This is a genomic window from Hymenobacter sp. BT559, from assembly GCF_016427535.1.
Classification (GTDB): Bacteria; Bacteroidota; Bacteroidia; order Cytophagales; family Hymenobacteraceae; genus Hymenobacter.
Window position 1 is genome coordinate 244,502 of the sequence record NZ_JAELXV010000004.1, and the last position, 22,150, is coordinate 266,651.

Genomic DNA, 22,150 nt, shown 5'->3' on the forward strand with positions numbered 1-22,150 from the left:
TCAGCACCAACGGGCGGCCCTAGGGCTAAACAAAAGCCCCGCGGCCGGTTGGCAGCGGGGCTTTGCAGTTAAGTTGAGCGACTGTACCCAGCGGCTAGTCTAGTTGGCGCACTAAGCGCTTGCGAATCGTCTCACCCGCCAGCTCAAACTGCAAGAGGTATACACCTGCTGGTAAAGACCTGAGGTCGAGGCGCTCCTGCCGCACAGGGGCGGTCAGCACCAGCTGGCCCAACCCGTTGAATACGTGCACCAGAGTACCGTCGAGGCGGCTCGCCGCGCGCACCTGCACCACGCCGGTGCTGGGGTTGGGGTAAAAGCTGATGGCAGCCGCCCGGGCGCTTTCGCGGGCTGCCAGGGGGGCATCTACCCGGCTCAGGGTGTTCAGGCTCTGGGCTAGGTTGATGAGCGAGTCGGCGGCTACAGCGCGGCTGCCATCGAGCGGGGCGTAGATTTCCAGGCTCGATTTCAGCAGTGAGTCGGCGGCCATCGCCAGCACTTCGCCTTCGTTCATGCCCGAGCGGTAAAACAGAAAGTCGCGCAGCTGCACGCGGGCCGGGGCCGCACTGCCCCCTAGGTCGAGGCGCGTGGGGCGCAGGCGCTCGGCCGCCGTGCCTTCGGCCAGGCTATCTACATAAAGCTGGGTGAGTCCCCGGCCGTAGTAGTGGGTAAGCACCAGCTTATGCCAGCGATTGTCGTTCACCACTTTGGTGCCCGCAATGGTGCGGCCCTTGGCGGAGGTGTAGAGCAGCTTGCCCGTGTTGGCTATCTGAATGGTGCCGGCCGCTAGCCCGGCGCTATCAAGCACTTGCAGCAGCTGGCCCGGGCTCGTGGTACGGAAGCGCAGCGTAGTAGTGAACGGATGCACCACGTCTTCGGGCACCAGGCGCACGAGGGGCGCGGGGGCGGTAGCGGAGTTGCGCAAGCTGATGCCCGCACTGACGCGGCGCTTAGGTTGGGCCTTGCCCGCAGCCAGGGCGTCGAGCAGCGAGGGCACGATGGCCCGAGCCATTTCGGCATGGCCTAGGTCGTTGGGGTGCAGGTCATCGAACCAGTAGCCGCGGGTAAAGCGGCCGTTACCATCGTCAACGGCCCCGAGTAGGTTCACCGTCGGCACGCTCCAGCCGTTGAGCAGGGCGTTGATGCGCTGCACGTAGCCGTATTCGGTGGCGGTGTAGTCGTTGCGGCCGTAGTTGCCGGCCACTATCGGCACCAAGCCATTGGCGCGGGCATGCGTGATGAGTGCCTGCATGTTATCCCGAAACTGGTTGAACGTGTTCTCTTTATTACTGCCCGTAATGCCTTCATTGCCGAGCGAGAGGCCGATGAACACGTATTTGCCGTTCTGCGGAAAAATGTCGTTGTCGAAGCGGTTGGTTACGTCCACCGTATTGTTGCCGGGCACCGATACGTTGGCCGTTGTCCAGGGTCCGCCGATACCAGCCGCACTGCGCGCCGCCAGCACGTCGGCGTATAAGGTAGTATAACCGCGGTTGCTGGTAGCCCCCGTACCAAACGGTACCGACGAGCCGATGTAGGTCATTTTAGTGGCGCTAATCGGCACATAGGGCTCCACACCTAGGTCATCAAAGTAGACACTGCCCGCGGCTAAGCCCGCGCTGTTGCGCCACACGGCGGCCGCCTCCACAAAGGCCGTACCCGCCGGAATGGCCCCTACCGCCGACAGCCGCACCCAAGTAGTAGTGGGCGTGCTAGCCTGCACCGAATCGGACTTGAAGCGCCCGAGCAGCGTACTAGTCGAGCTATAAAACAGCAGCTCTAGATGGGCCGCCTGGGTGCCGCTCAGGGCGCTGGCAGCCGGGTTTAAAAACCAGCCGTTGAGCCGGTAGGTGCTTACGCCACTAGTAGCCTGGTAGCTGATGCGCTGCTCTACGCTCAGGTTGTTAGGGCCCGTAAGCTGGGCCGCAAAGGAACCTTGGTGTTTCACCGCCTGGCCAATGGTAGCGCCCCCACCACTGCCACCCACGGTAGTCCAATAGGCCAGGCTACCCAACTCAAAACCGGGGTTCTGGAAGGTATAGTAGACGGGGGGCGTTGTCAGGGCCCGGCCCGGCACAATGTCGAGCCGCATTAGGTTAAGATAACCAAACGACCCTCTTATCTTACTCAGCTCTAGCGTGATGCCGCCGGCCGCGTCAGCCGTTAGGGTATCCGACTTGGTAACTGTGTTGTTGTTGCCGGGGTAGCCGTTGGCCCCCACGCCGGGGCCCGTCGTGGTCTGCGTGATGGTGCTAACGTTGGCCCCGGTAAATTTGTACTGCGATACCCGCGTCTCGTCTGCGGTCTGCCGCGAGCCAAATACGTGAAACACATAGCGCCGATTGGCAGCCAGGCCGCTAAAGCGTAGCGTGGCCATGCTGGTGCTGCCCGTGCCCTGCACAAAGAAGTAGTCTTGCGTGGCGGTAGCCACGGCATACTCTCCCAGTAGCGTGGCGCTCGGGGCTAGTAGCCCCCCGTTTAGTAGCCCATTGGTCAAGAAGTTAGGACCCACCTTCACCTTGATGCCGGTACTCTGGTTTTGCTTGTCCACGAGCCGGAAAGTATCGTTCACGCCCGTCCGGTTCAGCAGGTTGTTCCAGTAGCTGCCATTGGCGTCGGGGTTCACGGTGCTGTTACCATTCGTGCCATCATTAACCCCAAAGTCAAGGAGCATGGAGCGCACGGTAGGAGTTTGAGCGTGGGCTTGGCTCAGGCCCAGAATTAGTAGCGCTAAGAGTAAAAGCTTTCTTTGCATAAGCGTAACATACAGGTGGGAATGGAAGAAACAGGATGCTCAGCGCCTGCGCTAATTAACTCTACTGCAGCAGTTAACTGTCACAAACGTTTGCAATGATACACACAGCTATCCTCTATTATCAGTAGTTCCTAGGTAATACCCCACGCAAGTTTTGCGCAACGACAAGAGAAACCAGCCGCTTTATTAATAAAATATCTTATTATCAATTATATACGTTCAACAAAAAATAAAATTCAGTATTGAATAAACCTTTTAGCTACTAGGCCTGGAAGCAAGTAGTTGGCCTGCTTCGGCTAGCAATAGCGACCTCTAGGCTGGAGGCCGCCGGCCTCGTTTGGTTCTGCTTACTTATACAGGTATAGCAAGGATGGTGCGCCACGTTTATTGGCTAGTGCGCCAGCATCATAAACGTAAGCGTACTGGCCCCTGCTCTCTTCCACAACAAAGCCCCTCCCTAGGTAATACTTTCCTAGGGAGGGGCTTTGTTGTGGGTGCTTAGCCCTTGCTTCGCGTAGATAGCCAGCTTACTACTTAAGAAAGTGGCTAGCTATGCCTATGTGTGCGCTGCCTTGGACTGCTATTGCTGCACTACTAGCTTAGCCTGCTGCCGGCCGGGCCCTTGCACGCGCAGGACATAGGTGCCGGTAGCCAGCGCGGGTACGGCCAGCTGCTGCACTTCGCCGCCCGTAAGTACTTGCCGGTAGTGGCTGCGGCCAGCCAGGTCTACCAGCTCGACGAGGCATGGCGCTACCGGCCAGTTGGTCAGGTCTACGGTTAGCTGCCCGTGCATGGGGTTGGGGTAGGTGTGCAAGACTGGGGCGCCGAGTTGGGGTGCCCACGCCACGGCCTGGATGGGGCTCAGGGTAGCAGTACCATCCGTGTCTACCTGCCGTAAGCGGTAGTAGAGCGTAGTAGGCACTGCCGGCACAGCAGGCTGGTCTTGATAGCTATAGCTCATTTCCCGTGCCGAGGTACCCTGCCCCTCTAGCTGCGCCAGGGGCACGAAGTTGGTACCATCAGTCGAGCGCTCCACTACAAAGTAGGCGTTGTTTTCTTCGGAAGCCGTTTGCCACACCACCTGCACGGCAGAGCCAGCGGCCCGGGCCTGAAAATGCACCAGCTGCACGCCCAACGGCCGGCTTACGTCGGTGTTGGTTCTGCTATTGGCCGCCGTCCCATTATTGTTCGCCGCGTTCACGTCAGTGGAGGTTGTGGTAGCGGAAGCCGTGGCTGCCACCGTCGAGGTGCTGGCCGGGGCTGTGAAAGTGACTGTGTACGTAACGCTGCCATTAGCCGCTAGGGTGCCGGTCGTAGGAAAGGTCAGCACCCCATTCGTGTAGTTTGCGCCAGTGGGTAGTGGGCTGGTCAGCGTCAGGTTCTGGTCAAGCGTCAGCCTTGGCACCACCGTGCTAGCGTTAGTTGTGCCCACGTTGGTGGTAGTGATAGTGTAGGAGATACTAGTACCGGGCTGGACGGTAGCAGGCCCGCTGATGCTGGTGGCAATGTCGGCGCCGCTGCCCCCCACTTGCACCGTAATGGTTGCCGGGTTGGTAGGCGTAGCAGGCACGGCATTAGTGCCCGTGGTCGCCACAGTGCTCACCACGTAGGGTACAGAAAAAGAACCTACGCTGCTCGTGTTGGTGGGTGTAAAGGTGACGGTACCCGTGGTTGTGTTCACGGCGAAGGTGCCAGTGCTACCGTTGCTAGCAGTTACCGTCACCGTTCGGTCGATAGCGATGGTACTAGGGTTCAGGTCAATCGTGTTGTAGTCAAAGCTGCTACTGGCGGGGTTGTCATTACCCAGGATGTTGAGGGTGATGGGCGTGTTGTTGGGCGTCACTGCATTGTCATCTGCTGCCGTGGGCGGCACAACCACGTAAAGGTTGCGGATTTCGTGGGTATTCGTGAAGCCTCCCGTGGAGGCCGCGAGCCCGAGGCGTAGCGTGGGGGGCGGCGGCGTATTCAGCAAGAAGGAGTTGACAGCTGTCACTACGCCCGTACCATTTTGGACGCGAACCGTAATGCGAAACGTACCGCCGGTGGGCGTCACATTGATGGTAGCGCGCCGGTAGTCGGTGCTACCAGACTGGGCGCGAGTCGTGGCGACACCTAGGGCACTACCTGTGTTAGATGCCGTGAGCGTCGGAGTAAGTAAGGCGTAGCTACTTGCCGCATTGCCGCGCACAGCGATGGTGTTGCGCACGAAAGCCGTGCCGCCCCCAGTGCGCCCCTCATTGCTCGTATTGAAGCCCCCGTATTCATCCAGCCCAATCCCGATATAGCCGTTTGTGGCCCCGGGCGTGGTGGTGGTGTTAGGCGAGGTGCCCGTGGTAGCAGGGGCATAGCCCAGAGAGCTGCCAAAGGCACCCGGTGTGAAATTGGCCACCGACGTGCTGCCATCAATCAAAAAAACACTAAAGCCATCGGCTCCGCCCGTTGCATTAGCATAGGCAAAAAGCTCAAAGGAGATGTTGAAACCCTGCGCGGCCGAAAAAGCATCATTGCTAATGACGGCGCCCCGCTGGCTGGTTGTGTTGCCGGTTAGCCGCAGGTAGCCATTGCCGTCCGTATCGCCCACGCCGGAGGCGGAGTTAGCGGTCAGCACCGCATTATTACGCAAGGTGAAAGCGGACGAAGTAGCGTTCCGGAAGCTCTCGTTTATGAGTACTTGGGCCTTCGCTACACATGGCAACCCTAGGCCGCTGATGAGGCAAAAGCGCCCCACAATCTGACGAAATTTTGTGCGCTGCGCAGGAGGTTCAAACCACCGCTTGAATAGGTGTAAAAGCATGACAAAACAGGGGAAAGAAGGAGAGAAAATAGGAATATTCAAGATTACAAAGGCCCATACAGCGTGTGAGCCTAAAAATCGAAAGTATTCTCCCCATGTCAAGCACAGCGAATTATAGTCGAATTGTAGTATTTTTTATTAAAATGTTTACGCCTAAAACCACTTTCACTTCATAAACACTTCAGGATTTATTACTATAGACGAGCTTACTTAATTAAGTACTGTAGCGCTAATACGTGCCAATCAATGAGCCTCCAACTAGGCATAGTGTGGTTGCTCCAGAGGTATTGGCAAGGCAGCTTAAGCTCTTCTTTGCGCCCTAGTAAATGAAATGCGAGGCGCGCTGCCAACACTGTATAAAAGTTGTGCATTGGCGAGCGCGCATAGGTCCACTGGTGGGCCTTGCCCACAGTGTAGGTCAACCAGCTTGTGCTGCCTGCGCTGGCCCTAGCCCGGTGAGGGAGCTAGCTGCCTCTTGCCAAAGCCTACACTGCGTTTTGCGACGAGTATTTCACGGCAACCTCGCCCAGTAGCCAGCTGGCGCGGGCTGCGTGGCCCAACACTATTTAGGGTGGCAACCTGACTAGGCCTTAGAGAGCAAAGCGGCCCAGTTCCCACCTAGAAGTCATGCGCTATGCTGTTAGCGCGGCTCCGCAGTGTTTTCGGCCCGCTCTACAAGCCGACTACCAGCGGCGTGGCCACCACCTGCCTCGAAGTAGTTCTCGCCCTGAGGCACCCACCCACTGGCTCCTTATAGCTCTTGCTCAGTTGCTACCTCTACCCTACCTAGCAGCCGCACGGTAGCGTAGCCAATGAGCAAAAATGCCCAGAACACGACCGTGACGCCCCAGGTTTGCCAGTTGTGAAAGGGGTGCAGGAAGCGCTGCACAATGTCGTAGAACAGTGTAAACGGATTGCTGAGGATATCCCAGGAATTAAAGCGCAAATACCGCCCTAGGTACACCCCAAACGCGCTGAGGCCCAGCGCCACCGTGGCAAAGCCCCAGCCCGCCACAAAGCCCAGCCGCTGCCGCACCAGCGTGTGCATGTCCATGAGCGATGAATAAGCTAGCATCAGGCCGTTCCAGGCGCAGGACATGATGAGGGCTAGGTCGTACCAGTAGGGCACGCCGGGGCGCGGCTCCAGGTGAAAAAGGTCGGTAACGAGGTAGGGCGCGTTGGGGAAAAACAGCAGCCACACCGCGCCCACCGGCAGCAGCAGCCGGGCCTTGGGCCGCTGGGCCGCCAGGTGAATGGCCGCACTCAGGGCAAACGGAATAGCGGCCAGAAAAAGATTCCAGAGCAGAAAAACGAACGTGAGCTGCTGGGTGAGCAGCACCCGCACCGCGATGAGCACAAAGCTTAGGGCCAGCGACAAGCCGAGGGCCAGCAGCAGCGGCAGGCGGTGGCGCAGGGCGGGCTTAGATAAGGGCATGGCCAGGGACATAAGCACGGTACGAAAGGTGAATACGCTAAAGTAGAGCGCCGGGGTAAGCAAGTTGCGTGCCGGGCCCTCCCGGTGGCACGTACCTTTGCGGTAGCTAACGCGGCTACCTAGCCGTTTCAGTATCGCATGACTTATTTATTTCGGGCCGCCCCGTTGCCGCGGCGGTGGCGCTTGCTGCTGGGGCCCTGGGCCCTGCTGCTCAGCCTCGGCGCCAGCGCGCAAGGCCAGCTCACCCGCTACCAAGCTGCTAAGAATCAGCTCGACCAAGGCCACTACGCCGTGGCGATGCAGGAGCTGCAACCTCTGACCCAAGCCATTAACCACTTTGCGAAGGCCCCCGATGCGGCGTACCTCTACGCCGTGGCCGCCACCCGCGCCAAGCAGTGGGCCGAGGCTGAGCAGATGCTCAACCTCATTCGCAACCAGTACCCTACCTACGCGGGCCTCAACGAGGCGCTGTACCTGCAGGGCCAGGTATCGTTTGAGCAGGGCGACTACGACACGGCCCTGCGTACCCTAGGGCAGCTGCCCGCCGAGCAGTATGCTGGCCTGCGCGAGGCCATGCAGGCCAACTACTTAGCCAAGCTAAAAGACCGCGCCACCTGGCAGCGCCTGCGCCAGCGCTACCCCCAGAGCAAGCTCGTGGGCCGGCTCTACGCCGACTTTCTGCTGGCCAGCGCCCCGCTGCTCGACCCCGACCGTCAGCAGCTCGATGCGCTCATCTCGCAGTTTAAGCTCGAGCGCAGCCGCTACGCCGCGGTGCTGGCCACGGCGCCGGCCGCGCCCAAGGTCCTGCCCCGCAAGGGCACCTACAATATTGGTGTGCTGCTCCCCTTCGAGCTGCAAGACAATACCTGGCAGACCCGGCGCAAAAACCAGTTTGTAACCGACCTCTACGCCGGCCTGCGCCTAGCCCAGGATTCGCTGCAGCGCGCCGGCCAGTCGGTGCAGCTTTATGCCTACGACACGGGCGCCGATACGCTGACGCTGAAGTCGGTGCTGGCCCAGCCTGAGCTGGCGGGTATGGACATGCTCGTCGGGCCGGTATACAAGTCGGGCGCCAAGCTGCTGGCCCGCTTCGCCCGCGAACACCAGATAGTGTGCATCAACCCGCTTTCGCAGGATGCGAGCCTGGTGCTCGACAATGCGTACCACTACCTCTACATGCCCAGCGCGGCCACTCAGGGCCGGCTGGCGGCGCAGTTTGCCGCCACGGCCTTCGGCACTGGCCGGCCGGCCATTTTGCTGCACGAAGACGCCAAGGATGAAAATGACTTTGCCCTGGCCTATCAGGCCGCTTACGAAGAAGCTGGCGGCAAAATCTTGACTTCGCGCGCGTTTCGGCCCGAAGACCCCGCCAGCCTCACGGCCGCCTACACCGGGCTCGACCTGGCCAACGCCAGCCACCTCGTGGTGGCCTCCGACAACCGCAAGGCAGGCCCACCCGCTTTTGCGGCCCTAGGGGCGGTGCCCAGCGCCACCCGCCCCGCCCTACTAGTGCCCGGCGACTGGCTCGATAACCCCAGCCTGGGTGCCGGCCAGCTCGGCGGGCCCAGCGTGTACTACTACCACCCCAAGTACTTCGATGCGCAGCGCCCCAGCTACCGCCGCTTCCGGCAGCTGTACCTAGCCAAGCAAAACCTGCCGCCTTCCACGTTTGCCAGCCAGGGCTTCGAGTTGCTGTTGTTTTTCGGGTCGGCACTGCAGCAGTTTGGGCCGGCCTTCCAGAGCGGACTGGCCACTGCGTCGCCACTGCCGGGCGCCATTTTCGAGGGCCTCTCTTATCCCGGCGGCGCCCACGACAATCAGGTAGTGCCGATGGTGAAACTCAGCAATCTGGAATTTCAGCTGGTACGATAGGGTTTTAATGGTTAATTATTAGAGGTTAGTTCTAAGCGAACAGACAGTACCGAGCGGTCGCCTTTCTACTGCTAGAACCCGACAAGTAATTAACTATTAATACCTAACCATTAATCATTAATCAAGTGACTACTTCCGAAAATCTATTTTCCCGCGCCCAGGAGCTAATTCCGGGCGGTGTTAATTCCCCCGTTCGCGCCTTCCGGGCCGTGGGCGGCGCGCCCATATTCATGCAATCGGCCGAAGGTGCCTGGCTCACCGATGTGGATGGCAATAAGTACGTTGATTTCATCAACTCCTGGGGGCCAATGATACTCGGCCACGCGCCCGCCGTGGTGCTCGATGCTGTGCGGGAAGCTCTGCCCCACTCACTTTCGTATGGCGCGCCCACGCGCCGCGAGGTCGAGTTGGCCGAACTGCTCATTGAGATGGTACCGAGCGTAGAGAAAGTCCGCCTCGTAAATTCTGGCACCGAGGCCACGATGTCGGCCATCCGGGTGGCGCGGGGCTACACCGGCCGCGACAAAATCCTCAAGTTTGAGGGCTGCTACCACGGCCACGGCGACTCGTTTCTGATTGCCGCGGGCAGCGGCGCGCTCACCCTAGGTGCCCCTGACTCGCCAGGCGTGACCGAAGGCGTGGCCAAGGACACCCTCACCGTACCTTACAACGACATACCGGCCGTGAAGGCCGCCATTGCCGCTAACCCCGAGCAGATTGCGACTATCATCATCGAGCCGGTAGTGGGCAACATGGGCCTTGTGGCGCCCGCGCCGGGCTTCCTGGCCGAGCTGCGGGCGCTGTGCACCGAGCACGGCATTGTGTTGCTCTTTGATGAGGTGATGACCGGCTTTCGCCTCGCCCCTGGCGGCGCGCAGCAACTTTTTGGCGTCACGCCCGACCTCACGACCCTAGGCAAGATTATCGGTGGTGGCCTGCCCGTGGGTGCCTACGGTGGCCGCGCCGACATCATGAACCAGGTGGCCCCGGCCGGCAAGGTGTACCAGGCCGGCACGCTCTCGGGCAACCCACTGGCCACGGCCGCCGGCCTGGCCCAGCTGCGCTACCTGCACGAGCACCCCGAGGTATACGAGCAGCTCGAAGCTACCACTGCCCGCCTGGCCGACGGCACCCGCCAGATTGCCCAGGAGCTGGGCCTGAACTACACCGTCAACCGGGTGGGCTCAATGTTTAGCTTGTTCTTCACGGCCGAGCCGGTAAATAACCTGGAGGACGCTAAAAAGGCCGACCTGCCGGCCTTCGGGCGCTACTTCCACGCCATGCTGAAGCGCGGTATCTACCTGGCGCCGTCGCAGTTTGAGGCGCTGTTTATTTCCACGTCCATCACCGGCGAGCTGGTGGAGAAGTACCTAGGGGCCTGCCGCGAGTCGCTGGCCGAGGCGCACGGCCTTTCGCTTTAATTTCACGCCGCGCCTTTTTCACTCTTGAATTTCTGAGCTATGCGTTACTTGTGGAAGCTGCTGCTGTTCGTTCCCTTCCTCGGCTTTGCCCAGGGCGAAACACCCGCGCAGGCCAACAAAAAGCTGTTTGACCGCACCATCGACGAGCTGAACTTCCGCACGTTCGAAACGGTGTATGACAAGCACTTCACGCGTCAGAAATTTCCTGAAAACCTGCGCACCGCCGCAGCTCGGCGTGAGTTCTCCAACTTCGAGAATAACGCCGAGCTGCAGAAGCTGTTTCTGAACTACAACGGCGTGGCCGAACGCTACAAAACGCACTTTGGCGGCGGCTCGCTCTCGCAGGCCGAGTTTGAGAAGCAGCTGAATGCGGTGGTGCGCGACCGCAATTTCGAGTTTTTCATCCGCGGCCTGCCGCGCGATGAGCGCTCGGCCCTCATTCGCACCGAGCAGCGCATTATTAAGCAGGCCGTGGCTCGCTTCAATGCCAGCGGCGAAACCGCCACGACCAACGTGCCAGCCGCCGATGTGGAACCCGAACCCGCCGTGGCCTCGGCGCCCCTCACCACCAACGGCACCGCCGACCCCGAGGCTGAGTCCCTGCCTAACTCGGCCAGCCGCGAGCCCGAGCTGCGCAGCCCCACCGAGGCGGCTAGCGCCTCCGGCCCCGGCTGGGTGGGCTACCTCACGCTGTTGAGCAGTCTCGCCACCCTGGGCCTAGGCGGTTTTGCGCTGCTGAGCGTGCTGCCCGAGCTGCAGCGCCTGCGCCGCCGCGTGCGCGAGCTAGAAAATACTGGCGCTCAAGGCTCATCATATCCTGAAACCGACATAGAAATGCCCGAGCAGGAGCCAGCCCAGGCGCGGCCCAGCTTTCTGAGCCGCCTGCGCGGCCCTGCCAGCGGCGAGCTGCTTGCCGACAACTACGACGATGAGGAGGACGAAGAAGAACCCACTCCGCCGCATTCTGCGCGTTAGCCAGCCCTATACTCGTAGCGCCGATTTTTTAACCAAGCGCTACTTACCCTCTTATTTCCCCCGGCGGTGCGCCCAAAACAGACGCGCAATCTGCCAAAATCCGAGTTAATCCGTGATTCTTACCGACCAGCAAATCCGCGCCGAGATGGAGCGCGGCACCATTGTAGTGCAGCCTTACGACCCCAGCTGCCTGGGCACTAACTCCTACGATGTGCATCTGGGCCGCTACCTGGCCACCTACGACGACCCCGTGCTGGATGCCCGCCGCCACAACTCCATCACCACTTTTGAAATATCGGCCGAGGAAGGCTACGTGCTTCAGCCCGGCATCTTGTACCTCGGCGTCACGGAGGAGTACACCGAAACCCACGCCCACGTGCCTTTTCTCGAAGGCAAGAGCAGCGTCGGGCGCCTAGGTATCGATATTCACGCCACGGCCGGCAAAGGCGACGTAGGCTTTTGCAACCACTGGACGCTGGAAATCAGCGTGTCGATGCCCGTGCGGGTGTACCCGGGCATGCCCATCGGGCAGCTTATCTACTTTGGCTTGCAGGGCGACGTGCAAACCTTTTATAACCGCAAGCAGTCGGCCAAGTACAACGACCGCACCGACCGCCCCGTGGAAAGCATGATGTGGAAAAACTCGTTTTAGTGGCTGGTAGCTATGCCGCCTAGGGTACCTCAGCATACCAAGGCGGCGCTGGCGCAAGACTGAGTAGGTGGCCTAACCTCCGCGCTGGCTCCTTCGTTAGTACCATTGCCAGCGCCGCCAATCTTGGCACGCTAGTTGGCAATTTGGAAAACCTTAGTACCTACTCCGCATGACCTTGAAGCCTCTTTTTGCCGCTTGGTTGCTGGTGGTTGCCCCAGCAGCGGCGTTTGCCCAGCAGCCCGCCACGCTTTCGATCCCCACTCCGGTAGCCGTCCAAGACAAAACCCAGTCTAGCCCGCGCCTCAACCCCGTGGAAGCCCGGGCCGACCACCTAAGCACCCAGATGGTGCGCGACCTGCACCTCAACAACTACCAGGCAACCCGCCTGCGGGCCATCAATGCCGATAAAGTAACCAAGCTCGACGCCCTGGAACGCCAGTACGCCCGCAGCCCCAAGCAGCTAGAAGAGCAGTCAAAGCTAGTGGGCCGCGAGCGCGACCGTGAACTGCAAGCGGTGCTTACCACCGACCAGTACACCAATTACTTCGACGCCCGCCAGCGCTACGCCCAGTTCGACAAGAACTACGCGGCTTCAGCCTCGTCGGCCATCCTGGTCAACTCCATTCAGAACCCAGCCCCGGTGCGGGCCAACGATGCTACTATCAGCCCGGCCCGCAAGGAAAGCCGGAATACCCAGCCTGCGGTTCGACAATAACCAGCACTGACGGACACAAAAAACCGCCTTCGACGCTACGTCGGGGCGGTTTTTTCATTTTCGACGACTACTACTTGACTTAGTGCTTTACGAATTGGCTATCTGCGAAAGCGCGTTTGGTGGCTACGTGGCTAGGTCGGGCAGCAATGCTTGCAAGGCTGATAAGGTTTGCGCGGAGTAAGAATTGAGCATAAAGAATTTAAAACAATCTATTATATACCTAGGCGGCAAGCCATTACAAATTGCCAACAGCTATTCAGTGCTAAAGCAGGCCCCAGTTCCAATCACAAAAGCCAGAATCAGCACTAAGCTTAATCTTCCTCTCCAAGTATCAGTGCTTGCCGCTTTACGAACATAAAACCACCAGTCTACTGCTACCACCGACACCAAAGGTGCCCCACCAACAAGTAGCAAGAAGCACCATAAGTAAAAGATAATAAGACTCTTAATCCTAGCAACGCCTTTTCTACCAGCTACTTAATACTGCTAGTCGCTTGCGAGCTGTAGCTATTATTTCCTTAGCTTTTACCGATTCTGGACCTGTCAATATTAATTGGTCGAGCCAAGTAGAACCTCCGGCATCATCCTCCCACCAATTGAAGGTGAAACCCGTGAACTGGTACGCTAGGCCGCTGGGAGTGGGCAGTAGCTTTACCTGACATACCACGCTTATTACATGGCTTAGAGGGGTAGCTGCTTGGTAGCGACTAAGGCAGATAGCGAGCGGAACCCCATAAGACGGCTCCTGCTTGTTACCAGGTTGCGACGACTTAGCTGCTAGCAAGTTGACTAGCTTATTAGTATGCCAATGCTGCACTAGGTGGCGCCGTTGCAGTTCTGTTTTAGTACTATCTGGCCAGGGCAGCAAACCTTGCATTTCTATCTCACCCGTTTCGGGATTGTGAGGCCAAGTAGTGGCTGCTGGGGTTTGGGCTTGAAGAAAGCGAGGAAACAGCGCCAGAAATAAAAGCAAACGCTTCATACCCGCAAAAGTACCGCCGCTCAGACACAACAACGCCCGGCTTTGCGAGCCGAGCGCGCTATAGAGAAACTGCGCCCTCGCTCCGACAGCACCGAAGTGTTATTGAGACTCAAACTTAGGTTACGGCAGCCTAGCTCCTGTGCTTGTTTGCGCGCAGTGCAAGTTAGCTACAGCCTTTACCCTGTATTTCGTTCTACCAGCTTATGCTTCTCAAAGAGGCTACCTCTACGGGCGGGGTCGCTTCAAAACACCTTTCGGGGGCGGTCGTATCACTAAGCTCAAATTCTTGGACATGCGCTACGGCTATTACCGCCAAAGCACCGGCCTCACGGCCATCATCAGCGCCAACCTGGCGTTTACCATGCCCTAGGTAAGGTGCGTGGCCCGGCCAACGCCCTTACCTTGCTTCTATAGTCAGTTATGCAACAACATGTTGAGCGGCACCACACACACCGCCTGGGCTGGCTCCGGGCGGCCGTACTGGGGGCCAACGATGGCATCATTTCTACGGCCAGCCTGGTGGTGGGCGTAGCGGCGGCCAGCGCCACGCCGCACAACGTACTGCTGACGGGCGTGGCCGGCCTGGTGGCTGGCGCCATGTCAATGGCAACCGGCGAGTATGTGTCCGTTAGCTCGCAGGCCGATTCGGAGCGGGCCGACCTAGCCCGCGAGCAGGAAGAGCTGCGCACCGACCCTGCTGCCGAGCTACAGGAACTGGCCGATATTTACGTGGCGCGCGGCCTGGCACCGGAGCTGGCTACGCAGGTAGCGCAGCAGCTCATGGCCCACGATGCATTGGGCACCCACGCCCGCGAGGAACTAGGTATTTCTGAAGCTATTACCGCCAATCCTATTCAGGCGGCGCTGGCGTCGGCGGCCGCTTTTATGGTGGGGGCGGCCCTGCCGCTGGCCGTTATTTTGCTGGCTCCCGCCCCGGGGTTAGCTTGGACCGTATCGGTCACGGCCCTGGTCTTTTTGGCGGCCCTAGGGGCGCTGGCCGCCTACGTGGGTGGCTCGGGTATGGGCCGCGCTGCGGTCCGCGTCACGTTTTGGGGTGCGTTGGCTATGGGCCTCACGGCTGCCGTGGGCCACTTTTTCAGCGTGGCGCCCTAGGTAGGGCAATGCTTGCCCTCGCGTTTGCAGGTCTTATACTCATCAGATAAACACAAAAGAGGCTCCTCACTACCGTGAGGAGCCTCTTTTAGGTGTAAGGAGTAAAGCTTACAGGTTGGGGCGGTCGTCCTGGCCTTGCTCTTCGAGGTAGTCGGTGAGCTCTTGGCAGAGGGCACGCATTTTGGCGGCCATTTTCTGGTCGCTAGTGGCGGTCACGATGGTTTCGGCCATCGAGCCGATGGTGTCGACCACAAAATACTTCATCGCGTCTGTGGGCATGTCTTTGGTCCACAGGTCTATCTTCATCGTGCCATCAGCGTTGCGGTCCCAGATGGAGATGTTGATGGCTTTGGCAAAATGAATATCCTGCCCCGCATCGGTGGCTTGCCAGCTAATTGCTTCCGGCACTTTTTGGTCGTCCAGCGCGATGCTAAAACGGATTTCAGATTTCTTCATCACAAGTTCAAACGTAATAAAACAGACCCGCAGAATCCAGCGGGTTACACATAGTTATTCAGCATCACGGGCATCACCAGCATCAGGATGCTCTCGTTTTCATCGGCTTGGGCGGGCATCAGCAGGCCGGCGCGGTTGGGCGTGCTCAGCTCCAGCGTAATTTCCTCCGAGTCGATGTTCGACAGCATTTCGAGCAGGAAACGGGCGTTGAAGCCGATTTCCATATCCTCGCCGTCGTACTGGCAGGCCAGCGTTTCCTTAGCCTCGTTCGAGAAGTCGAGGTCTTCGGCCGAGATTATCAGCTCCGAGCCCGTGAGGCGCAGGCGCACCTGGTGGGTGGTTTTGTTGGAGTAGATGCTGATGCGACGCACCGAGTTGAGCAGCTCGGCCCGGTTGATAGTCAGCTTGTTGGGGTTGCTAACCGGAATTACGTTCTCGTAGTCGGGGTAGCGCTCGTCGATGAGACGGCACACCAGACGCATTTGGTTGAACGAGAAGAAGGCGTTGCTCTGGTTGAACTCGACACGCACCGGAGCGGCCTCGCTCGGCAAGGAGCTCTTGAGCAGGTTGAAGGCTTTGCGCGGAATAATGAGGTTGGCCGTTTGGCCAGCGCCCACATCCTGGCGGCGGTAGCGCAGCAGGCGGTGGCCATCGGTAGCCACGAAGGTCACCTGCTGGTCGGCCAGCTGCACCAGAATGCCCGTCATGGCGGGGCGCAGCTCGTCGGTGCTCACCGCGAAAATGGTTTTGTTGATGGCCCGCGCCAGCGACGAAGATGGAATCTCGACCGGCGCCGAGCCCTTCACCACCGGCACGCGGGGAAAATCAGCGGCATTTTCGCCCGCTAGCTTGTAGCGCCCGTTGGCCGAGCTGATTTCGATATTGTAAGTTTCTTCGTCCAGCGTGAAGGTCACGGGCTGGTCGGGCAGGTTTTTGAGCGTGTCGAGCAGGATGCGAGCCGGGGCCGCGATGCGCCCCGCCTCCTGGGCCTCGATGGGCAGCTCGGTAATCATGCTCGTCTCGAGGTCGGAGGCCGTAATCGTCAGCTTGCCCGGCTCAATCTCAAAGAGAAAATTCTCCAGAATGGGCACCACGGGGTTGTTCGTAACCACGCCGTTAATGCTCTGGAGCTGCTTGAGCAGGGCCGAGGACGAAACGATGAATTTCATAAATATAAGCTAGACAAGAGCCAATGTTTGGGAAGGAGCAAAGATACGTCCACCGGGCGGGGTTTAGAAAAGCCAGTACCTAGGCTCCGAGCGCTAACGATTAGCTCATCCATTACTATTATAACAAATAATGCTGGTAATAAGCATCTTATTCTCCCACATACCCTTTCCTTTGCTCGTTCAAAAACACCTACCTAGGGCGGGTTGCTTCGACGGCGGCCACTCTAGGCAGACCGGCGCACGCCTAGGGCAGGCAGCGTGCCTGCCTGTGTTTAGTGCAATGCTACCGGCGCAGCAGATTTCTGAGGCCGGACCATGGTGGCTGGCAGCAAGAGCCTTGCTGGCGGCGATGCCTCACAAACTGCCGGTTGCCGATTTTGGCGTAGGTTTTTGCCCGATTCGGGTACCGACTGCCGATAGGCAAGGGCCCTAGCTTTGCTCCGTGGGGCTGGCTATCGCTTGCCCCGCCCTCACCCTCCCACCCCCGTAGCATGAAAAATAGTTGGTTAGCCGTGCTAGGCTGCTCGCTGCTGCCGCTGCTAGCAGCAGCCCAAAAACCGGCCGCCCCGGTTATTCGCAAAAACATTCCCTTAGATTCTATCGGGCTAAGCGACCCGTTCATTCTGGCCGATGCCAAAACGCATCAGTATTATATGACGGGGACGGGGGGCATGCTCTGGAAAAGCCCCAACTTGAAAACCTGGGAAGGGCCCTACCAGGTAGCCCAACCCGACCCCACTTCCTGGATGGGGCCCAAGCCTATGATATGGGCTGCTGAGATTCACCCGTTCAAGGGCAAGTATTATTATTTCGCCACGTTCACCAACCCCGCTATCAAGATTGATACGGTGCAGGGCAGCGCCCTGGAGCGCCGCGCCAGCCACGTGCTCGTCAGCAGCCAGCCCACCGGGCCCTACGTGCCGGCGGGCGACGCCACGTACCTGCCGGCCAACAAGTCCACTTTGGACGGTACGTTTTGGGTAGATAAAGATGGTAAGCCCTACCTAGTGTACTGCCACGAGTGGGTGCAAAACCAGGATGGCACCATTGAGAAAATCGAGCTGAAGCCCGACCTGAGCGGGACCCTTGGCACGGGCAAAATTTTATTCAAGGCCAGCGCTGCGCCCTGGAGCCGCGAAAACCCGCGCACCGGCCCCGCCCGCCCCAACAAAGTAACCGACGGCCCCTACCTGTTCCGGACGAAAACCGGCCGCCTAGGTATGCTCTGGACCAGTTGGATTTATGATGTGTACACCCAGGGGGTGGCTTACTCCAGCAGCGGCACGCTCGATGGCCCCTGGCTGCAAGAGCCAGCCCCCATTACGCCGCCCAACTATGGGCACGGCATGCTCTTTCGCACTTTCGAGGGCAAACTGCTCATGTCGGTGCACAGCCACAAAGACATTAAGGGGCGCTACCGCCGCATTCCGCACCTGTTTGAGGTCGATGCATCGGGCGATAAGCTGATACTTGGCAAGCCCTACCGGCCCTAACCGAGAAGGCTTGACTAGTTGCTCTTAGGAGACTAGTTAAGCCTTCAGTAGCTGCGAAAAAGGGTAAGTGGCGGCGTGGTATATGATTTGGCAGTAATTCTGAAGATTGCAGTTAAGTGTTGTCCTAAAAACGACCTTTTTTTGTTTTAGCAGCAGCTTGCATATCACCTCAAAGCTTGCCGTATTCGACCCTACGCCATTTTTTGAACATCTGTACCGACCACTACTTACTAAAAATCTGGCTGGAAACCATGTCGCAAAATCATGTTAATTGTCCTTTAAGAATAGACGCAGGAGTTCGTCCTTTGAAATAATTCCCGCAACGCCAGCGGCGCATTATTCTCTCTATTCCCACCCTAGGTCCATTGCCATGAAAATTTTATTTTTAATTTCCTCTATTTGGTCAGGCGGCGGATTTGCGGTTTACCATACCCTGCCGCTGTGGGCTTTCGTAGTTTACGGCTTGCTCTCGCTCTTTTATTTGGCTACGTGGCTTATGCTACGCCGCGGCTTTTCGGTCAGATAGCCAGTGCATGACGTCTGTTACCCCTTAGGTTTTGCAAAGAAAAACCCCGCCCACCCGGCGGGGTTTTTCTTTGCAAAACCTAGGCTACCTTCTTGCTCAGGTGCCAGTTACAGGCTTGCATCAAGATGCCATCGCTGGCGAAGCCCGCGCCCAGTTAGCCGCCCAGCTTATTGATTTACTACTGGATATCCACATGCCCGGCGAGACCAGCTTCGAGTTCCTAGCCTCGCTAGGGGTCACCGGTCATCTTTACCAAGGCCTACGACGCCCATGCACTGCGCGCCTTGGAGGTTAACGTGTTCGATTATGTGTTTAAGCCAGCTAATACAACTAACTCTTAGTACTAACTAAATAGCTGAGCGATACTTGAAATGCCCGATTATACTGGTCGGGCTCGTTAGCATATACTGTCCCGTTGTATTGGTACTGGACTGCCGAATTGCGCAATCCCAGGCTGTAGCTGGCTTGCACTTGAAACCCTTTCAAGCGGTAGCCTAGGCCGGCTTGTAGCCCTCCATCAAAACGCTGCGCGTACCGATTGTCTCCATCCGACGCGAGGCTGGCCGCCTTCACCTTGCCTGCTCTCTCTTCGAAACCGCCAGTCTTGCTGGTATAGTTACCTCCTAGAAGTAGACTGGCGTAGGGCCCTGCAAATACCTGTAGGCCCTGCCCACTGCGCCCGAGTGTGAAGGCGAAATTCAGAGGCAGCGTCAGGTAGTTGAGGCGTACGTCTTCCTCATAGGGCGTGACCATATCAATGAGGAGCTGGTAGCCCGAGCTGCGGTATCCTTTCTGAGAAAATAATAGGCTAGGCTGCACAGCAAAATGACCGCTTTGCACCGTGCTCGTCAGCCCAGCCTCAAAGCCTGGGCGGCTCGTGTAAGAGGCTTGCGTGGGGTAGGTCACTTTTCCTGGAAAATGGCCGGAGGAAACGTTTAGCCCAACACGCGGGCCCATGCTAAAAGTGGTTTGGGCGTGAGCCGTGACTGCAAGCAAAAAGCCGCTGGCAAGCAACCAGAATGTAGGCGTTGTTTTCATATAGGCAGGAGCCCGCCAGCTGCCAAAGCGTTGCACGAAGCATTTGCAGCAGACATAAAAAGCTCCGTGGTGAACGAAGTTTTTTTATGTCTGCTTGCCCGATTAGCTAGCCATATCTTTTTTGGCAAGCTGTAATTCAGCGGGGATGAAACATCTCCTCTACGCACTGCTCCGTCTTAACCAGCCAAGGCTTTTTGGTCCAATACAAACTCAGCTGCTGCCTAGGTGTGCTGTGCGTCGGGTAAGCGCTGCTATTCTTTCTGATACAGTTTGAAGCCAGTTTGACTAAAAGCAAAAATCTCATTGTAAATACTTGATTTACAATGAGATTTTTATTCGCTAGCAGAGAGGAAGGGATTCGAACCCTCGATGACCTTTTGAGCCATACACACTTTCCAGGCGTGCTCCTTCGACCACTCGGACACCTCTCTGAATGGGGGTGCAAAGATAGGCGAAAAAATGAGGCGGTGCGTGCGTGCGGAGCTGCATGAGCAAAAAAGAAGGCCTTTTTCTGTTTCTTCTCTTTCGTGGCTCCCTGCTTGCCGTCCTCCCTGCCTACCCTACAGGGGGGTAATTTCGCCGCGCAGGTCTTGGCTGAGCAGCGCCCGCGTCTGGGTTTCGTCCAGCCCCAGGCCCAGCACAAACATCAGCTTGGTAATGGCCGCTTCGCTGGTGATGTCGTCGCCGCCAATCACACCTAGGCTGGTGAGGTGGGCGCTGGTTTCGTAGCGGCCCTGCACCACGCGGCCCTCTTCGCACTGGCTCACATTGAGGAGGTAAACGCCGCGCTGGCGAGCGCGCTCTAGACACTGCAAAAACCATGGGGCCGTGGGCGCGTTGCCCGAGCCGTAGGTTTCGAGCACGCAGCCGCGTAGGCCCGGCACCCCCAGCACGGCCTCTACCACGGCCGCCGTGATGCCCGGAAAAAGCCGCAGCACGGCCACATTCTCGTCGAGGTGCTCGTGCACGTGGAGGTGCGCGCTGGGCAGCAAGCGAATATCCTTGTCGGCAAACGTAAGGTTGATGCCAGCGCGGGCCAAGGGCGGGTAGTTTTCGCTTCTGAAGGCAGCAAACTGCTGGCTTTCAACCTTCTTACCCCGGTTGCCCCGAATGAGAATATCGTTGAAAAACAGCCCTACCTCGGGCAGCCGCACGGTGTGGGCCTGCGGGTGGCGGGCCGCGGCTATCTCCAGGGCAGTGAGCAGGTTGCGGGCGGCGTCGGAACGGGGGCGGCCCACCGGCACCTGCGCCCCCGTAAACACGACGGGCTTACCTAGGTGCTCGAGCAGGAAGCTGAGCGCTGCGGCCGAATAAGCCATGGTATCGGTGCCGTGCAACACCACAAACCCATCGAACTCGCTGTAATACTGGCCAATGAGCTGCGCCAGCCGCAGCCAGTCGGCGGGCGTCACGTTGCTACTGTCGATGAGCTGCGGCAGGGTCAGCAATTCTAGCCGGTAAGGCAGCTGCCGCAGCTCGGGCACCAAGTGGTCGAGCTTGCCAAAATGCATGGGCACCAGCTCCTGCCGGCTGTTGACGGCCATGCCAATCGTGCCGCCCGTGTACAGGATGAGCAAGCGCGGAGCGGTGGCATCGGTAGCGGCGGCCGTCGGGAGGGGTAGGAGCAGTAAATCAGCGGGGGGAGTTGGCATGGCGCAAAGAACGGCAGCAAGGTTGAGGTAACGCATCAGTTGCCTATTCCCCTGCAGCTTGCTACCAAAATTATAAGCCAGCTTCAGCTTGCCTTTATCGCCTACCTCACGCTCCCACCTTTATAACCAAGTCACTAATAGTCAGTAGATTTCAATAAACGCAACAATGTTGCTACTTGAGCATGCCACATTCGCATCACAAGGCTATTATGTATTGCAACTATGTTACATTATAATAAAATATGGTATGTTGCAGTATCAAAGTCCTGATTAAAAGCTCCTTGCCCCACTACCATTATTTACGCTAACCGAAAGAGCTCTTGCGCATTGCGCGTGGTGGCGGCGGCTACCGCTTCAGGGTCTTTGCCGAGCAGCGAGGCCAGGCGATGCAGCACCAGCGGCAGGTAGGCGGGCTCGTTGCGCTTGCCGCGGTAGGGCACGGGGGCGAGGTAAGGGCAATCGGTTTCGAGCACGAGGTGCTCAACGGCCACGTGGGGCAGCACCTTATCGAGGCCACCATTCTTGAAGGTGGCTACGCCGCCGATACCTAGCTTGAAGCCACCTAGGGCAATGATACGCTCGGCCTCGGCGACGCCATCGGAGAAGCAGTGAAACACACCGCGCAGCGTGCCATCCTGCGCCTCGGCCACTAGCTCGAAGGCTTCTTCGAAGGCGCTACGGGTGTGCAGCACAATGGGCAGGTCGTACTGCTTGGCCAGGCGCAGCTGCACGCGCAGGGCTTCCTGCTGCTGCGGCAGGAAGGTTTTATCCCAGTACAAATCGATGCCGCACTCGCCCACGGCCACGAAGGGGCGCCGGGCGAGCCAGTCTTCCAAGCGGTAAAGCTCCTGCTCAAAATCGGCTTTTACTGAGCATGGGTGCAGGCCCATCATGGCGTAGCAGGCCTGGGGAAAGTCGGCTTCTAGGGCCAGCATCCCGTCGATGCTGGTGTGGTCGATGTTAGGCAGTAAGATGGTTTCGACGCCGGCCGCTACGGCCCGGTGCAGCGCCTCGGCGCGGTCGGGCTTGAACTGTTCGGAGTAGAGGTGGGCGTGGGTTTCGATTAACTTCATTTTGATTGTTATTCGCTTTCACTTGTTGTTGC

Annotated in this window: 16 protein-coding genes and 1 tRNA gene; 8 read left to right on the forward strand and 9 right to left on the reverse strand. The window is 58.6% G+C overall.

Annotated features, from left to right (window positions below):
* Positions 1 to 94: 94 nt before the first annotated feature.
* From JAO77_RS15560 to JAO77_RS15570, 3 genes are all read right to left on the reverse strand, one after another.
* The gene (locus JAO77_RS15560) at positions 95 to 2,752 is read right to left on the reverse strand and encodes an SGNH/GDSL hydrolase family protein (protein ID WP_198991296.1); all 2,658 of its coding nucleotides are present in this window, start codon (positions 2,750 to 2,752) and stop codon (positions 95 to 97) included.
* A gap of 580 nt (positions 2,753 to 3,332) precedes the next feature.
* On the reverse strand, positions 3,333 to 5,546 hold the full coding sequence (locus JAO77_RS15565) for a T9SS type A sorting domain-containing protein (protein ID WP_198991297.1): 2,214 nt from the start codon (positions 5,544 to 5,546) through the stop codon (positions 3,333 to 3,335).
* A gap of 751 nt (positions 5,547 to 6,297) precedes the next feature.
* Positions 6,298 to 6,981: a DUF1361 domain-containing protein gene (locus JAO77_RS15570; protein ID WP_198991298.1), complete on the reverse strand. Its 684-nt coding sequence runs from the start codon at positions 6,979 to 6,981 to the stop codon at positions 6,298 to 6,300.
* Between the two features lie 138 nt (positions 6,982 to 7,119).
* Between JAO77_RS15570 and JAO77_RS15575 the strand changes: the two genes are divergently transcribed.
* From JAO77_RS15575 to JAO77_RS15600, 6 genes are all read left to right on the forward strand, one after another.
* Positions 7,120 to 8,853, forward strand: a complete 1,734-nt coding sequence (locus JAO77_RS15575; protein ID WP_198991299.1) for an ABC transporter substrate-binding protein — start codon at positions 7,120 to 7,122, stop codon at positions 8,851 to 8,853.
* Positions 8,854 to 8,978: 125 nt separating this feature from the next.
* The gene (gene hemL / locus JAO77_RS15580) at positions 8,979 to 10,274 is read left to right on the forward strand and encodes a glutamate-1-semialdehyde 2,1-aminomutase (protein ID WP_198991300.1); all 1,296 of its coding nucleotides are present in this window, start codon (positions 8,979 to 8,981) and stop codon (positions 10,272 to 10,274) included.
* 39 nt (positions 10,275 to 10,313) lie between these two features.
* A complete protein-coding gene (locus JAO77_RS15585; RefSeq protein ID WP_198991301.1) occupies positions 10,314 to 11,249 on the forward strand; it encodes a hypothetical protein in 936 nt (311 codons plus the stop codon).
* A 112-nt stretch (positions 11,250 to 11,361) separates the two neighbouring features.
* Positions 11,362 to 11,901, forward strand: coding sequence for a dCTP deaminase (gene dcd, locus JAO77_RS15590; protein ID WP_198991302.1), 540 nt, complete (start codon positions 11,362 to 11,364; stop codon positions 11,899 to 11,901).
* 169 nt (positions 11,902 to 12,070) lie between these two features.
* The gene (locus JAO77_RS15595) at positions 12,071 to 12,616 is read left to right on the forward strand and encodes a DUF4890 domain-containing protein (RefSeq protein ID WP_198991303.1); all 546 of its coding nucleotides are present in this window, start codon (positions 12,071 to 12,073) and stop codon (positions 12,614 to 12,616) included.
* Between the two features lie 1,402 nt (positions 12,617 to 14,018).
* The gene (locus JAO77_RS15600; RefSeq protein WP_198991304.1) at positions 14,019 to 14,711 is read left to right on the forward strand and encodes a VIT1/CCC1 transporter family protein; all 693 of its coding nucleotides are present in this window, start codon (positions 14,019 to 14,021) and stop codon (positions 14,709 to 14,711) included.
* 108 nt (positions 14,712 to 14,819) lie between these two features.
* Here the strand turns inward: JAO77_RS15600 and gldC are convergent, their stop codons facing one another.
* Together gldC and dnaN are read right to left on the reverse strand one after the other, a co-directional pair.
* Positions 14,820 to 15,167, reverse strand: coding sequence for a gliding motility protein GldC (gldC, locus tag JAO77_RS15605; RefSeq protein ID WP_144844195.1), 348 nt, complete (start codon positions 15,165 to 15,167; stop codon positions 14,820 to 14,822).
* A gap of 44 nt (positions 15,168 to 15,211) precedes the next feature.
* Positions 15,212 to 16,336, reverse strand: a complete 1,125-nt coding sequence (dnaN, locus tag JAO77_RS15610; protein WP_198991305.1) for a DNA polymerase III subunit beta — start codon at positions 16,334 to 16,336, stop codon at positions 15,212 to 15,214.
* A gap of 491 nt (positions 16,337 to 16,827) precedes the next feature.
* Here dnaN and JAO77_RS15615 point away from each other — a divergent pair, with 491 nt between their 5' ends.
* Both JAO77_RS15615 and JAO77_RS15620 read left to right on the forward strand, forming a co-directional pair.
* Positions 16,828 to 17,829: a glycoside hydrolase family 43 protein gene (locus JAO77_RS15615; RefSeq protein WP_198991306.1), complete on the forward strand. Its 1,002-nt coding sequence runs from the start codon at positions 16,828 to 16,830 to the stop codon at positions 17,827 to 17,829.
* A gap of 370 nt (positions 17,830 to 18,199) precedes the next feature.
* Positions 18,200 to 18,355: a hypothetical protein gene (locus tag JAO77_RS15620; protein ID WP_198991307.1), complete on the forward strand. Its 156-nt coding sequence runs from the start codon at positions 18,200 to 18,202 to the stop codon at positions 18,353 to 18,355.
* 330 nt (positions 18,356 to 18,685) lie between these two features.
* Here the strand turns inward: JAO77_RS15620 and JAO77_RS15625 are convergent, their stop codons facing one another.
* From JAO77_RS15625 to JAO77_RS15640, 4 genes are all read right to left on the reverse strand, one after another.
* Complete coding sequence (locus JAO77_RS15625; RefSeq protein WP_198991308.1) at positions 18,686 to 19,393, reverse strand: porin family protein; 708 nt, start codon at positions 19,391 to 19,393, stop codon at positions 18,686 to 18,688.
* Between the two features lie 343 nt (positions 19,394 to 19,736).
* Positions 19,737 to 19,824: transfer RNA gene (locus JAO77_RS15630), tRNA-Ser, on the reverse strand.
* Positions 19,825 to 19,953: 129 nt separating this feature from the next.
* Positions 19,954 to 21,045, reverse strand: coding sequence for an asparaginase (locus JAO77_RS15635; RefSeq protein WP_198991309.1), 1,092 nt, complete (start codon positions 21,043 to 21,045; stop codon positions 19,954 to 19,956).
* A 299-nt stretch (positions 21,046 to 21,344) separates the two neighbouring features.
* Positions 21,345 to 22,118, reverse strand: coding sequence for a TatD family hydrolase (locus JAO77_RS15640; protein ID WP_198991310.1), 774 nt, complete (start codon positions 22,116 to 22,118; stop codon positions 21,345 to 21,347).
* Positions 22,119 to 22,150: the final 32 nt, after the last annotated feature.

What these genes read in the sequence shown, in the direction of transcription:
- JAO77_RS15615 (WP_198991306.1), top strand. Translation starts at nt 16,828, where the DNA reads ATGAAAAATAGTTGGTTAGCCGTGCTAGGCTGCTCGCTGCTGCCGCTG.
- gldC (WP_144844195.1), bottom strand. Translation starts at nt 15,167, where the DNA reads ATGAAGAAATCTGAAATCCGTTTTAGCATCGCGCTGGACGACCAAAAA.
- JAO77_RS15570 (WP_198991298.1), bottom strand. Translation starts at nt 6,981, where the DNA reads ATGCCCTTATCTAAGCCCGCCCTGCGCCACCGCCTGCCGCTGCTGCTG.
- JAO77_RS15575 (WP_198991299.1), top strand. Translation starts at nt 7,120, where the DNA reads ATGACTTATTTATTTCGGGCCGCCCCGTTGCCGCGGCGGTGGCGCTTG.
- JAO77_RS15600 (WP_198991304.1), top strand. Translation starts at nt 14,019, where the DNA reads ATGCAACAACATGTTGAGCGGCACCACACACACCGCCTGGGCTGGCTC.
- JAO77_RS15560 (WP_198991296.1), bottom strand. Translation starts at nt 2,752, where the DNA reads ATGCAAAGAAAGCTTTTACTCTTAGCGCTACTAATTCTGGGCCTGAGC.
- JAO77_RS15625 (WP_198991308.1), bottom strand. Translation starts at nt 19,393, where the DNA reads ATGAAAACAACGCCTACATTCTGGTTGCTTGCCAGCGGCTTTTTGCTT.
- JAO77_RS15595 (WP_198991303.1), top strand. Translation starts at nt 12,071, where the DNA reads ATGACCTTGAAGCCTCTTTTTGCCGCTTGGTTGCTGGTGGTTGCCCCA.
- JAO77_RS15635 (WP_198991309.1), bottom strand. Translation starts at nt 21,045, where the DNA reads ATGCCAACTCCCCCCGCTGATTTACTGCTCCTACCCCTCCCGACGGCC.
- JAO77_RS15640 (WP_198991310.1), bottom strand. Translation starts at nt 22,118, where the DNA reads ATGAAGTTAATCGAAACCCACGCCCACCTCTACTCCGAACAGTTCAAG.
- JAO77_RS15620 (WP_198991307.1), top strand. Translation starts at nt 18,200, where the DNA reads ATGAAAATTTTATTTTTAATTTCCTCTATTTGGTCAGGCGGCGGATTT.
- dnaN (WP_198991305.1), bottom strand. Translation starts at nt 16,336, where the DNA reads ATGAAATTCATCGTTTCGTCCTCGGCCCTGCTCAAGCAGCTCCAGAGC.
- JAO77_RS15585 (WP_198991301.1), top strand. Translation starts at nt 10,314, where the DNA reads ATGCGTTACTTGTGGAAGCTGCTGCTGTTCGTTCCCTTCCTCGGCTTT.
- JAO77_RS15565 (WP_198991297.1), bottom strand. Translation starts at nt 5,546, where the DNA reads ATGCTTTTACACCTATTCAAGCGGTGGTTTGAACCTCCTGCGCAGCGC.